Source organism: Dyadobacter subterraneus, from assembly GCF_015221875.1.
Classification (GTDB): Bacteria; Bacteroidota; Bacteroidia; order Cytophagales; family Spirosomataceae; genus Dyadobacter; species Dyadobacter subterraneus.
The window spans coordinates 3,160,829-3,174,569 of record NZ_JACYGY010000001.1 but is presented as its reverse complement, the minus strand read 5'-3'; the positions used below and the strand labels follow the sequence as shown (position 1 = coordinate 3,174,569).

Here is a 13,741-nt window from a genome sequence, read left to right as displayed (position 1 = left end):
GACTTTTAAAACTCTCTGGATCCATCCTTTCGGGTATTTCCGTTTGTTTGAGTTTTATTCAACGCAAATAATATAGAAATCATTGCGCTCGTTGGACTGTCTTAGCGTGGTTTAAGTTCTTAATACTTGGTGATCAATAGCTTGCCACGCATATATCTCAGTGCGTGTCCTTTAAATCGCCTGACTCTACTTTTTCTCCGGTCCAATTACTAAAATCGTCAGAATCATCTGTATAGCTGCATGCAGAATATTTATTCGATTTGTTAATAATTATGCTGTACCAATTTGAAGTCCGACCCAAATTTCTCCAGCGTAAAATTTGATACCGGCAGGAGAACTTCCGCTCGTGTCAGTCTGAAATACAAATGCCCATGTTGGTATTGATGTCATAGCCATTCTCTGAGCATAAGTCATTTAAGGAAATGGTTTAGATCCCTTGGTTGTTGATGCGACCTGAAAGACCAGATTTGACGCTGGTATATATCCGACACTTTCACAGGCTATTAAGCCATTGTTACCATAAACAGTTGCATCATACTGAATTGCAATATTCTGCTGAAAATGCACTCGCTCAGGAAAAACAACATGGTTTAAGCTTGAAATCTGTGTCTGATAAAACCAGGCATTCCCAATAGACCCGGAGCTGGTGAATATCGTTCCGTAATTTGACGTACCCGATCCTGTTATACCTCCTGTTATAGACCCAAGGTCTGGGATTGAATTTATGTTATAAGTAGTTCCATTAAATGTAATCGTCCTATCATCCCGCATTGGTGTATACTCTAAGGTACTGGTAACCATCCCGGAATTGATGCCAGATATGTAACTTGATGGATTACTGCTATTATAAGGCGTATATCCAAGAGCCCCAGTCGCATCGGTATAACTTACACTGGTTTTATATCCAACTAAAGCATGGTTTCCCCAGTTAAATGCTGTTTGTCCGTTATTTATACGAGGGTCATTGCCCTCTGCCGCTGAGCCCGCGGTTGTTCCTTAATAAACAACCCATGTTCTTGCAGTACTTCCATCGTATGGAAGCCCTGAAAATCCGGTTCCTTCGGTAAGCGTTGCATGTGTGTGCGATCCGGCTGCATAACCCTGAGACGTAACCCAGCTTTCTGTTGCATATCCTGACAGTGCCGAACTGGTAATATATCCTGCCGGATTTGATGAATTGTAAGGCGTGAACCCAAGCGCAAAGGTACATCTACCGAATTAAGGGAGGTCCATACATCCGCTAATCCGTACATCCGCTAATCCGTTAGATTTCAGGAATTGACCTGCTACTCCTGCTGCTCCACCAGGTTTAAGCGTACCGGAGTACTTGAAATTACCTGTCAATTCAAGCGCATCAAATCCTACATTATTGCTGCCTATTACCACACTTCCGGCATAAGGCATCAAATTAAGCGTTCCTCCCGATCCTGTATTGTTTTCGATAACATCCAGCGCCACACGGCAGCTCGCCTGTGAGCTCGCATGTCTTATAACTGCAATACTTAATCCATGTGCCGTGTTCGCCTCGTTAGAACCAAACAAAGCAACATTTCTAGTACTTGTGTCTGTTTTCGCATACCCGTTGGATACTTGAAGATTATGATTTGTAGGACTAACGCCAATACCAATTCGCTCCAGATAATAACGGAGCGGAGAGTCGGAAATCGTGTTCGATCCTGTCGCACCTGGTATATATCCGCTTGTCAAAGACCCGCCTATTTTTGCCGTCCAGGTTGCCTGTGTGGCATCAGATGGTAAAGAATATCCCGACGCAAAACACAATGCAAGTGTTCCGGATGTGGTTACCGGAGATCCTGACACAGAAAATCCGGTAGGCGCTGAAAGTGCTACACTTGAAACTGTTCCGCCGCCGCTAGTATAAAAAATGACACCGGTAGTAGAATTATAAGATATTACACTTGAACCGCTGATGAGTGCTCTCCCTGCACTTGTAAAATCAAGAATGTTTACAGCTAAATGGTTATGAGCAAAAATTATGACCTAACCCCTACATTAGTCAGAGAGCCTGTACATCCATACATTAAGCGGTCTATGGATTACATTGAAAACAAACTAGTTCAAACTCATACGGCGCAATCCATTCGGCTTGCAAAAATAAAATCTGAATTTCCAAATGTATACAAGGCATTACTGTATCACAATATTAAACTAAAAATGATCTGGGATTTCTGTTATCATGCGAATCTTTGCGGTTTAGCTATACCAGAAAAAATGGATTTTTTCGATTATGAAATACATCGGGAACCGAATATTTTGTTTCCGGGCATCCCAAAGGAAGACGCCTTTAAGCAAAGACTATTGAATAACCATCCTACATCTCCAAAACCGACTCTAAGTACTGGGTTAGCACAACATCATGGCATACCAACCAGATTGTTAGACTTTACTCTTGATCCTTTAAGAGCAATATATTTTGCTTCGCTGGGGCAAGGATATTCTGATATCTGGGTGTGGGCCATTAAACTTTCGAATTTTGGAGAAGCCATGGTTGAGCATAAAAAATTTATTACAGACGAGAAAAAGGTTAAACCATTGCTAAGTCAATATTCCGTTGCAATAATGCCTTCCGCCTCCAATAGTTATTTGTACAACCAAAGAGGAATATTTTTATATCCGAAACATGCTAATGAGTATCTGCTCGAATTTGGCAAGCATCCCGATTTGAAAGATTTTATGGAAGCTTATTATGGTGATGCAAAACATCAATTAACTCAAATTGTGCTTACGCGAATACATATGGATAAATTAAAATACTTTTAGCAAAGGAAGGTATTACACCAGCGATTCTTATGCCAACCTACGACAATGTTGCTCGTGAACTTTTAAATCAAGTATAACCTCCAATACATAATTTTAGTATCAAATTTGTTAGGACTGTTTCTTAACTAATAAATACTATGATAAAAATGGAAAATATATGTTTAATTGCACACAAAATTTACCCTTCTCAAAAATACTTATGCAACAAACATTACCTAAAATCATATGATCCACTGGTTTGAACAACTACCGGATCAATGCCCACCCGGTGACGCCCATGATCCAAAAGGCGAAACTTATTATCGATTATGTAAAACTAATTTTCCTTGTGATGAAGATTTTCATTCACAACGAAAAGTGCGTCCCTCCAGGTTTGGAACGGTGTTGACGAATGTATAGCAATGTCTATATCTGTATTTAAATCTAAATCGCGCGCATTGAAATTGCAAAAAATTCCAGCGTTTAGAAATCATAAGATCGGCGCCATTGTTCTTTTATCTGTAGATGGGGTTGTCTCCGAAACAGGCGGGGAAGGTCACTATTCCTGGTGGAGAAGTATAGGTTTTGATCACACAAAGTGTTATATTGTTAAGGAATGAAACAAGAATTGACATTAACACAAATAGTTGAAAACTACGATTTGCCAATCATCTTTATCGCTAGCGATAAAGTGTTTACTAAGTATTTGTGCATTTTAATTTCGGATTCTAGCCTGTATCCGAATATTTAACAACTACTATATCGAGTAGTAGACTATCCAATATTCTAGCAGGTTAAATTGACCTCCGAAATATTTTTCAGTATCCAGAATCAAAAACTTGGTACACATTTGAATACATGTCACCGGAAATAGTCGCAACACCATTTGATATAAATGAAGTACCTGAAAATTATCTTCCAGAATCAGGATACTTTTTTGAAGCCAATATTGATGGGGATGATATTATCCGGGAAGAAGCGACGATTAAGGGACAATGAAGATCGCCATAGCATACCGGCGGTAGACTTAAGCCATATCCTCATTTTATATCAATTGTTTATCACCTACTCATTTAAAAAATTTCTCGACCAAAATCTCGAAATAAGTCGTTCAAAAGTGAAATAATATTAATAGCTTTTGACTCCTCACCGGGTTCATTTAATATACCTTCATTCAGATTCCCCGATTGGGCTGTTCGGGAATTCTACGCTTGATTATGCTTTGAATAAATTTGACGAGATAGCTAATAATTTCAGCTACAATCAATTTAACGACCATCTTTTTATTGGAGACTCATTGCTAAAATCCAACAATGAGGAGCTTTTGGTATTAAGCCTCAGAAATATTAAAGGCCATGCAATATCAAGCTTTACAAAAATGCTTAAAAAATTATAGATAACGATTTAAAGTTTTCTCATAAATGGTATTCTCCTGGATCGCTGGAGGTGCATAAATCTAAAATCGATAAGGCGAAGGCACTCGATATTTATCATTTTTTAACTCAGACGTCGGAATTAAGTACCGAAATAAAATAGTTTGAAGGTTATTTTAGCCAAGTTGATATTGATAAAAAGACGTGGAGGATTGTAAATTCAGAAGATAATAAGCCATACAGCGGCTCAGCAACCAGAGACCTCCTTCAAGGTATAATCGTGGAAACCCAGAATTATAGAATTGAATGTGAGGAAATATTAGAGGAGGCCATCGTAAGTCAGAGGGACAAAAAAAATTATATCCTTATCCGTTTTCTTTCTATTGGTACCATTTAAGTAATTTCATGATTTAAGACCGCTTCATAAAATAATGAGTTTCACAACTAAATATTCAGTCTATTATTGCATTCCAGTCCATATTTTTTACTTAAATTAGCTCCAACATATGGCTAGTATCATTCTGGTACGCTGCTAATGTTATCATATTCATTGTTAGATACACTGATACCCAGTTATTAAGATATATTAATTTTGTAAACATATAACTCAGTACCAAGTAGTTATGCTTACATTTAAAGATAGTTGGCGTAGATGTAAAATCTATATCAATTAAAGGTTACGATATTTGATAAAAAGCCCTGGAATTCCGGGGCTTTTTATTTGGCTAAACCAACGAAAAGCTCGTCTGGCAGTAACAATAAAATTCTATAAATTTGACGGATAATAAATGCCGGAACGGCCGTTATTAATGCTGTTCCCAATTGTTACAGTTGATATGAAAAAGATTTCTTTCTTACTTTTTATATTCTTATTTGCAGCAAGCGCCTACCGTTGTCCTGATTTTTTCTCAGAAGGAGAAAGAGGTCCTTTTCCAATTTCTCTGCCAGACGGAGACGCTTCCGGAGCCTACCTGACAATTGATAATAACACCAATCCGGTCCTCAGCTGGGTTCAGCAGGTAAGTCCAAATAATTACAGAATGTTTTACGCGGTTTCATTTGACGGTGGCCACACATTTGAAAAACCGAAGTGGATTACCACTTCAAAAGGAATTTATCCGCATGATGAAAATCTTTCAAAACTCATTTATAGAAAAAATGGTGATATGATCGCGATTTTTGCCGTCAGTAATCCCAGCAAAGAGAACAAATTTGCAGGACTGCTTTATTACACGCAGTCATTTGATAACGGCCTAGTATGGACCGAACCAAAACAATTATCTCCCGCAAAATCCGAAAGTAACGATGAGCGCTATTTCGACATGACGCTTCTTCCTGATGGTGAGGTTGGCGTTGTATGGCTTGATTCCAGAAAACCAGGAAAGGCGATGACATCCGGACATGATCATGAACGTATGGATATGATGGAAGGTTCTTCAATTTACTTCTCAAAAACAGATCATAGAAATGGATTTATTGAAGAAAGCAGGATTGCAGAATCTTCCTGTCAATGTTGCTGTACCAAATTATTAACCGACGAATCCGGCGAGCTGCACCTTACTTACCGGGCAATCTTAAATGACAGCATCCGTGATATGGTTCATTCTGTTTCTACGGATAATGGCAAAACATTTTCGAAGCCTGATCGCATCAGTGCAGATAACTGGGTGATACGCGGTTGTCCGCATACCGGACCTGCGATGACAGGCAACCAGTCAGGCTTACACTTTGCCTGGTACACGATGGGAACCGGAAAGGGAATTTTTTACTGCAATACTACGGATGATAAAAACTTTTCTCCGAAAGAAAGTATCAGTGCTTCGGCTTCAGCAAAACATCCGCAAATTATTTCAAATAAAAAAGGGAAACTGGCGATTGTCTGGGATGAACTTAATGAGGAAGGAAATTCCAGAATTGGTATCCAGACCAGGGATATGAATGGAAAACTTTTAAAAACTGGCTTCCTGACTCCCAAAACCGTAAATGCAACCTTTCCTGTGGCTCTTCCATCCGGACCAAACGGAATTCTTGTAGCCTACACGAAAAAAACGGGAGACAAAAATCAGGTATTTTATGACTGGAAAAGTCTTGGTGAGTAATTATTTTCTCCTGAACGCTGTTACATACGCAGCCAATCAGTATACTTATTACTGTTGGATTAGTTTAATTTCAGATGTTCAAAAGATTAATATTTTTACTCATTTCAATCTCCACTTTTTCAACTGTTTATGCCCAGGAAAACTGGAAACTCAGCACTGAAAAAGACGGCGTTAAGGTTTTTACAAAATCAATACTGACTTCAAAAGTCAAGGCATTAAAAATAGAAACTGTCCTGAACGCGTCGGCGTCACAGCTTGTGGCGGTAATTATGGATGTTGAAAAAGGCAAAGAATGGGTGTACAGTACCAAATCCTGTGTTTTGCTCAAACAGGTTTCGCCTTCCGAATTGTATTATTACTCAGAGGTAATTCTTCCCTGGCCGGCACAAAATCGCGATTTCATTGCGCATATCATGGTCAGTCAAAATCCTTCAACCAAAATAATTACAGTCGATGCGCCATGCGTGACCGGCTACGTTCCGGAAAAAGCAAATATTGTCAGAATACAAAAGTCGCTCGGAAAATGGATTATTACTCCTATATCAAAAAGCCAGGTTAAGATAGAATATACACTCGCTGTTGATCCGGCTGGGTCTATTCCTGCCTGGCTTGTCAATCTGGTAGCTTCACAAGGACCACTGGAAACGTTTAAGAAACTCAGGACTCAACTGCTGAAAACCGAATATCAAAATGTAAAATTATCCTATATTATTGATTAACAGTAATTTATATAAAAATTTAAATTGATTACATCAATCAGATTAAAAGAGAATTAAAATTAAATTAAAAATTTAATTACTTTTTAATCCAAGTGAATTGTTTGAACGTATGTGAGTAGAAAAGTATTACTCATCTTATTCAACCGATTTATGGAAATTTTTAAGCAACATTTGAGAAAGGCAACGTTTGCTCTTGGTCTCGCGGCATCCCTGGCGATGTATTCCTGCGAAGATCACCGACTTGCTCCCACAGAACAAGCACTTCCGGACAGGATTTTCTACGCACTTTCCGACAACAACCAACTTTACGAGCTTAATGTAAAAAACACTACAACACCACTCAGATCATTTTCAATTACCGGTTTGGAAAGCGGTGACGTTCTTGCCGGCATAGATTTTCGTCCGGCAACTGGCCAGCTTTATGCAATCAGTTCTCAAAGTAATCTTTATCAAATCAATGTAAAATCCGGTGATCAGCAAGGTAAGGCAACCAGAATTGGTACTGCGCCCATAGCTACAACATTAGCTGGTTCAAATATTGGCTTTGACTTCAATCCTACTGTTGACAGAATTCGTGTTGTTACAAATACAGCTCAAAATCTTCGTCTGCATCCTGAAACCGGCGCCGTCGTTGCAGGCGATTCTCCATTAAACGGACCATCTACCACAATTGGCGCAGTTGCTTATACTAACAGCCGTGCAGGTGTAACTGCTGCCCCGGGCGTTGGCACTACACTTTATGATATTGATCCGGTTGCTGATATCCTGTACATTCAAAACCCTCCAAATCCTGGCGCTTTGGTAGCTGTTGGCGGCTTGGGGCTTGACATCCAGGATGTTGGTGGATTTGATATTTCACCGGACATTAATTCGGGTGATGTTTATCCGATTGCTTCCGTTAAAATTGCCAATGAATGGGAACTTGATTATGTCAATCTTGCAACTGGAAAACTGCAAAAACTTGGAAAACTGCCAACTGGTGTAAATATTATCGGTATTGCAATACCTTCTCTTCCTGTTGCTTATGCATTGGACGGGTCTAACAATATTAAGATTTTCAATCCAACAAACGGATATGATTATGGTACAAAAGCCGTGACCTTGCCAATGGGGGTAACATTGCTGGGTATTGATATCAGGCCGGCAAACGGACGTTTGCACGCATTGGGAAGCAATAGTAAAATCTACGGAATTGACCTTGGCTCTGGCGCAGCTACTGAATTATCAAGCCTGAAACTTTTATCAGATAATTCCCCTCTCACGATAAGCGGTACCATTTTTGGTGTAGATTTTAACCCTGCTGCTGACAGATTAAGAGTTGTAAGCAACACAGGACAAAGTTTGAGAATCAATGTCACAGATGGCACGACCGTCGTGGACGGAGCATTGAAAATCGGTGTTGGCGGGCCAACTCCTTTTGTGACCGCAGTAGCTTATACCAATAGCTACCCTGGCGTTGTGGCAGCGAATACAACTTTGTTTGATATCGACAGCGAATCTAATCTTCTTTACAAACAAATACCACCGAATGATGGAATCTTGACTGATCCAAAATCTCTCGGCATTGATGTTGACGCTACCATTGGATTTGACATAGGAAATATTTCGGGCACCGGATATGCTATTTTCACCGTGGGCGGCAATACAAGTTTCTATTCTGTTGATCTTGCATCAGGTACTGTTCAACACAAATTCCCATTCAATGCACCTGTTAAAGGACTGGCGTTGGGTTTCGGATTATAGAATTTATTGTATAATAAGAAAAACGGGTGATCAGAATAATTCTGGTCACCCGTTTTTCTTGTTAATTTGATCAAATTATCCGTTAACAATCTGTCCTCCATTGGGATGTAAAACCTGCCCTCCCATATAAGATGCATCTTCACTTGCCAAAAACACATAACAGGGCGCTACTTCACAAGGCTGACCGGGACGTTTGAATGGTGTATCCTTTCCAAATTTCTCTACATGCTCTGCATCAAAAGTTGATGGTATTAAAGGTGTCCAGATTGGTCCGGGTGCCACAGCATTAACCCTGATTCCCTTTTCAGCAAGATTCTCGGATAATGATCGCGTAAATGCAACTATTGCTCCTTTTGTTGCAGAATAATCCAGTAAACCCGGACTGCCGTGGTATGCAGTAACCGATGTCGTATTAATGATACTATCACCTTCTTTCATATGTAAAAGAGCTGACTGAGTAAAATAGAAGAAAGAAAAAATATTTGTACTAAACGTGTTTGTTAGCTGAGCGGAAGAAATGGACTCAATATTTTCCTGTGGATGCTGTTCAGCTGCATTGTTAACGAGGATATTTAATGTCCCAAATTGACGAACAACTTGCCCCAAGGCATCCTCACAAAAACTTTGCTGTCTGATATCGCCGTGTATTGTAAGGCATTTTCGCCCCTCCGCTTCTACCATTTTCTTCGTTTGTGCGGCATCCTCATCCTCCGATAAGTAAACGATGGCCACATCAGCACCTTCCCTTGCAAAATGAACTGCAACTGAGCGACCAATACCGCTGTCGCCACCTGTAATGAGCGCAACTTTACCATCCAGTTTTCCGCTTCCTCTATAATTTTCCCGAATTACAACCGGCTCAGGATTCATCTTTTGCTCAATTCCCGGTTCTTTTTCCTGTGTTTGGCCCTTAGTATCTATGTTGAATTCCATGACGTGAAAGATTAGGTAAAAGTTTAATTTAACCCGCCCTTTAAAAAACATGTGCCATATCATTTACAACTTATTGCCCGCAAAATTATGTACCGGCTATGCCTCAGATTTGTGAATCCTGATTGATAACCGTCGCATCAGCATCTGGAAAATCTTCATGTTCCTGATCATAACTTATTACAAAGGTTCTACTGACACGATCTGATTTATTTAAATATGGAATCCAGATTGCTGCATAAAAAGTCTGCCTTAAAATGGTACCAATTAAAGCAGTTTCATCAGCACCCAAAGTTTTAAAAATCATGTATGTGACAACCGTATCCAGGATAACAAAAAGCAAATTGGATCCGGCGAAAATTGAAAAGAGAAGCGGGAAGGAGCTGCGTTTCTTAAAAAAAAGTATGATCACCAGTACAGCAAAAGAGGCAAAAAACAGGTTTCCCATTGCTTCCATTACCAGTAGTAAATGATATGCCGTTATTCTGAATTCAGATTGTCTCAGCATTGCATTCCAACCGGAACCGTCAAAGAAAATAACATTTGCTGTTGTAAAAAAACCGGACAAAATCGTAAAAGGAGTAAAAACCAACCCTAGCCCCAATAGCCCCAGCCAACCTCCAATTGGTATGCTCTGATAAAAACCGGGTTCCTGTACAGGTGAAAATTTATAAACTTTCATAAAAAACAAGACGCAACCAGCCAGAAAAACGAGACATATTAAAATCACACTTGTGTTAAAGTCTTCGTTGGAATTTGTAATCGAGGAGCCATCACCCAGCAAATTATATTCAAGATTATCTGAAAGTTTTTCCATATCCTTCTTAAACTGCCCAACCTCTCCTGCATTCACATAATCTTTCAGCGTAACATATTCGTAATGAAGTTCCCAGACATTCTCCGCCGCGATATATTTAGAACTGAACTGGATTTCATAAGATGCCCTTTTGATTTCCCAACTGTCCAGGGGAATATTTCTTTGATCGGGTAATATGGCTCTGATTGTGTAATCAAGACGATACGGATAAGTCAACGCAACAGGATTTTTCCGGGGTCTGTTTGGAAGAATAATTAACTGATCATAAAGCATTTTCCCAAAAAAACTGAAAGAATTTGTATGCCTGGTACTGTCGTAATGCCAGCCATTTTTCATGCTGTATCTTTCAACCAAAGAAATATTATTGGCTTCCCGCTGGTCATAATATTCAAGGGAATCTATTATTTCAAACTCGGCATGCTTGTAGATATCACGGTAGTAATTGAGGTAATTCTTTTCGGTTTCAGAGAAATTATTCTGTTGAAACTGTGCACGGACAGCATCCGCCTCGGCATCAAAATAAACGGTTTTGGTAACCAGTTTTCCTTTCCCGGTTGTATCTGTGTTAAGCGGTACAGTAAATTCCTCGATTATTGAAACACTGCCCGGCTTTTGTAATTCCAGCGAAATAACATCATTTTGACCCTTTTTCAACAATAACCCTTGCCCATAATCCGGAAAAGCAATCTGGGAATTTTCCCCTCCCTGCAAAGAATAAGTCGCATCGATAAGGCGAAATTCTTTCTTAACTTCACCTAAACTGACATGTACAACAACATGATTAAAATCCGCAGGAGTTGGCAGATATTCAGACAAATGAGATTTTCTGTAGGTATCTACCAATAATGGATTTGCGTCAATTTTATTAGCCCGTAAAAGTGCACAAAGCAAAAACGCTTTATCCTTACAATCACCATAACGCTGGTTAAAAACATCTTCCGGGTTGTGGGGTTTGTGAGAATTTTCGCCTGTCTCAATACCCAGGTAACGGACTTCATCCTGAACAAACCGGGTTGCCAGGCCTATGTATGCATTATCACTTCCTTTTGATGCTTTCTTCCATTCTTCTACCTTGTTTTTTAACACACCCGACAATGCCGGAAACTGATAAAATTGCAATCCCCAATTAACAACTTCATTCCAGCTTTTAAATTCTGTAATCTGGACAAACGCATAATTACGAAACCAATAAGGCGTAAAATCTTCATAAGGCTCACCTTTAATATTTTTCACGTCCCATTCAAAAACGGTATTAATTCCGTCTTTTTTTACAGTCCTGGCAGGTGGCTTATTGAAATCTTTAAAAGAAAGACTTCTATTGTTCCCTGCTATAATGGCATAATGCTTATGGGCAATATAGTCATATGCGCCAAAAGTGAAAGTTTCAGAATATTTGTTTTGAAAAACAGAATTCCAACCAATTACAGAATAGGAATATTCAATTTTATCACCCTTACGAATGTCCTTCAAAATCATAGAGGCGGAATAACTTCCGTTATAAATAAACCGTTGCCGGTCTGTTTCCTGCGGCATTATTTTAAAATCAGCCGCATTCAGCTGATTGATTGCTTTGCCATCACGCCATACAATGATATTGTGAAAAGTAACCTGCTCATAGGAAGGCTCATATACAACGGATATTTCCGATCCGTTCTGAATTCCGCTTTCTGATGCAATTTGTCGTATATACCTATAAAAGGTTGTCTTCTTTTCCAGATTCGCCTGCATATCCGAAAACAAAATATAATAGCCGTCAGAAAAATCCTTTGGAGAAGCAGCTTTCCCGCCGGGCGTAACAGGAATAACCCAGGATGGAGCGGCAGAAATACGAACCGCGGGTGAGGCCGAAACATACAGGCCCACTAAAAGTAAAGCCAGAAAAGTCAGCCAGAACTTTTTAACAGAATTAAGGGTAAATTTCAAGTATAAATCTTTAAGATGAGAGTAAACGTTTCTTAAAGCTAAAATAAATTTTGTAACTATTATATACTAGCTTATACATAAAATTTTTTCCACAATAAAAAAATTAATCTGGCTTGTCAATTTTTCCGGCTAACACAATTTTTGCCACATTCCAAATCTTGCTACATTTACAAAAAAGCATCAAATTGAAGAAAAACAGCGTCACTTTAAGCGATATTGCCAGGGAACTCAATATGACGGCCGCTACGGTTTCCCGTGCTTTAAGTGATCATCCTGAAATTAGTGCCAAAACCAAAGCTATTGTAAAAGAAACCGCACAAAGGCTTGATTATAAAGCCAATCGCATTGCTTCATCCTTGCGCTCAGGAAAAACGAATGTTATTGGTGTACTTATCCCGACAGCTGAAAATGCGTTTTTTGGCTCGGTTATTCATGGAATTACAAACCTTGCCAGTAAACATGGCTATTCAGTACTTATTCATGAATGTGATGAATTATATGAACTGGAAGTCAAAGGAATTCAAACTTTTATAGGCGCGCGAGTCGACGGGATTATTGCTTCACTTTCCAGAAATACGCTGGATTATGAACATTTTCTGGACGTAAAAAGAAGGAATATCCCACTGGTCTTTTTTGACCGGGTTCCAAATCTAGACATACCTTCTGTTGTGATTGACGGATTCAACGGATCTTTTTGGGCTACGCAACATTTGATCGATCAGGGTTACAAACGGATTGCACACATTTCCGGTCCGTTGTATATCAATACATTTAACGACAGATTCAGAGGTTACGAAGCAGCTTTAAAAGCCAATAATATTGCTCTGGATAAAAATCTTATCTATAACGGAAATATTTCCATCGAATCAGGAATGGAAGGAACACGCCAGTTACTGGAACTTCCTGAACCGCCTGATGCCATATTTGTGGCAGAAGATTTTACCGCCTTAGGCATTCTTAAACAATTGAAAATCAGCAAAATTAACGTACCGGAACAATTTGGCGTTTTTGGATTTTGCAACGATATGTTCAGCGAACACACAACGCCATCCCTCTCAACAATGGACCAGCAAACCGTGCTGATGGGACAGGAAGCTTTCAAACTTTTAAACCGGATCATTGAAAATGGTAATGAAGAAAGTTCTTCCAGAATTGTTGTAACACCACTTCCTGTTATCAGAGAATCCTCTTTGAAAAAAAATTACTGAAATTCATTGTAGAGGGCAAAAAGCCTAGCTTTTTATTAAATATCAATTAAGTTTTCAAATTTTTATCATTTTCCGTAAACGATTACGTTAATTTGTAAGTGATAAAGTCGGGAGCAATAAAAAGCTTTCTTTTTTATCCGAATAACTCCCCCTAACACAAATTATAATA

General features: G+C 39.1%; 10 protein-coding genes. 6 read left to right on the top strand and 4 right to left on the bottom strand.

The features are described from left to right. Positions 1–414 precede the first annotated feature (414 nt). Both IEE83_RS32935 and IEE83_RS13040 read right to left on the bottom strand, forming a co-directional pair. Complete coding sequence (locus tag IEE83_RS32935) at positions 415–801, bottom strand: hypothetical protein (protein WP_228101797.1); 387 nt, start codon at positions 799–801, stop codon at positions 415–417. Between the two features lie 417 nt (positions 802–1,218). Further along, the gene (locus tag IEE83_RS13040) at positions 1,219–1,821 is read right to left on the bottom strand and encodes a hypothetical protein (RefSeq protein WP_194120997.1); all 603 of its coding nucleotides are present in this window, start codon (positions 1,819–1,821) and stop codon (positions 1,219–1,221) included. 162 nt (positions 1,822–1,983) lie between these two features. Here IEE83_RS13040 and IEE83_RS13035 point away from each other — a divergent pair, with 162 nt between their 5' ends. The 5 genes from IEE83_RS13035 to IEE83_RS13015 all read left to right on the top strand — a co-directional run bounded on the left by IEE83_RS13035 (position 1,984) and on the right by IEE83_RS13015 (position 8,694). Next, the gene (locus IEE83_RS13035) at positions 1,984–2,781 is read left to right on the top strand and encodes an FRG domain-containing protein (protein WP_228101796.1); all 798 of its coding nucleotides are present in this window, start codon (positions 1,984–1,986) and stop codon (positions 2,779–2,781) included. Positions 2,782–3,618: 837 nt separating this feature from the next. Next, on the top strand, positions 3,619–3,759 hold the full coding sequence (locus IEE83_RS13030; RefSeq protein ID WP_194120996.1) for a hypothetical protein: 141 nt from the start codon (positions 3,619–3,621) through the stop codon (positions 3,757–3,759). A gap of 1,210 nt (positions 3,760–4,969) precedes the next feature. Then, on the top strand, positions 4,970–6,232 hold the full coding sequence (locus tag IEE83_RS13025) for a sialidase family protein (RefSeq protein WP_194120995.1): 1,263 nt from the start codon (positions 4,970–4,972) through the stop codon (positions 6,230–6,232). Between the two features lie 74 nt (positions 6,233–6,306). After that, complete coding sequence (locus IEE83_RS13020; protein ID WP_194120994.1) at positions 6,307–6,951, top strand: START domain-containing protein; 645 nt, start codon at positions 6,307–6,309, stop codon at positions 6,949–6,951. 150 nt (positions 6,952–7,101) lie between these two features. Continuing rightward, positions 7,102–8,694 (top strand): DUF4394 domain-containing protein, encoded by a 1,593-nt coding sequence (locus tag IEE83_RS13015; RefSeq protein ID WP_194120993.1) that lies wholly within the window; start codon positions 7,102–7,104, stop codon positions 8,692–8,694. A gap of 75 nt (positions 8,695–8,769) precedes the next feature. Here the strand turns inward: IEE83_RS13015 and IEE83_RS13010 are convergent, their stop codons facing one another. Together IEE83_RS13010 and IEE83_RS13005 are read right to left on the bottom strand one after the other, a co-directional pair. Next, entirely contained in the window at positions 8,770–9,627 is an 858-nt protein-coding gene (locus IEE83_RS13010; protein ID WP_194120992.1) for an SDR family oxidoreductase, read from the bottom strand. A gap of 103 nt (positions 9,628–9,730) precedes the next feature. Then, positions 9,731–12,364, bottom strand: coding sequence for a DUF3857 domain-containing protein (locus tag IEE83_RS13005; RefSeq protein WP_194120991.1), 2,634 nt, complete (start codon positions 12,362–12,364; stop codon positions 9,731–9,733). A 185-nt stretch (positions 12,365–12,549) separates the two neighbouring features. Here IEE83_RS13005 and IEE83_RS13000 point away from each other — a divergent pair, with 185 nt between their 5' ends. After that, a complete protein-coding gene (locus IEE83_RS13000) occupies positions 12,550–13,572 on the top strand; it encodes a LacI family DNA-binding transcriptional regulator (RefSeq protein ID WP_228101795.1) in 1,023 nt (340 codons plus the stop codon). The last annotated feature ends 169 nt before the right edge of the window (positions 13,573–13,741 follow it).

Coding starts and splice junctions, on each gene's coding strand:
- IEE83_RS32935 (WP_228101797.1), bottom strand. CDS start 801: ATGGTTACCAGTACCTTAGAGTATACACCAATGCGGGATGATAGGACG.
- IEE83_RS13035 (WP_228101796.1), top strand. CDS start 1,984: ATGAGCAAAAATTATGACCTAACCCCTACATTAGTCAGAGAGCCTGTA.
- IEE83_RS13030 (WP_194120996.1), top strand. CDS start 3,619: ATGTCACCGGAAATAGTCGCAACACCATTTGATATAAATGAAGTACCT.
- IEE83_RS13025 (WP_194120995.1), top strand. CDS start 4,970: ATGAAAAAGATTTCTTTCTTACTTTTTATATTCTTATTTGCAGCAAGC.
- IEE83_RS13020 (WP_194120994.1), top strand. CDS start 6,307: ATGTTCAAAAGATTAATATTTTTACTCATTTCAATCTCCACTTTTTCA.
- IEE83_RS13015 (WP_194120993.1), top strand. CDS start 7,102: ATGGAAATTTTTAAGCAACATTTGAGAAAGGCAACGTTTGCTCTTGGT.
- IEE83_RS13010 (WP_194120992.1), bottom strand. CDS start 9,627: ATGGAATTCAACATAGATACTAAGGGCCAAACACAGGAAAAAGAACCG.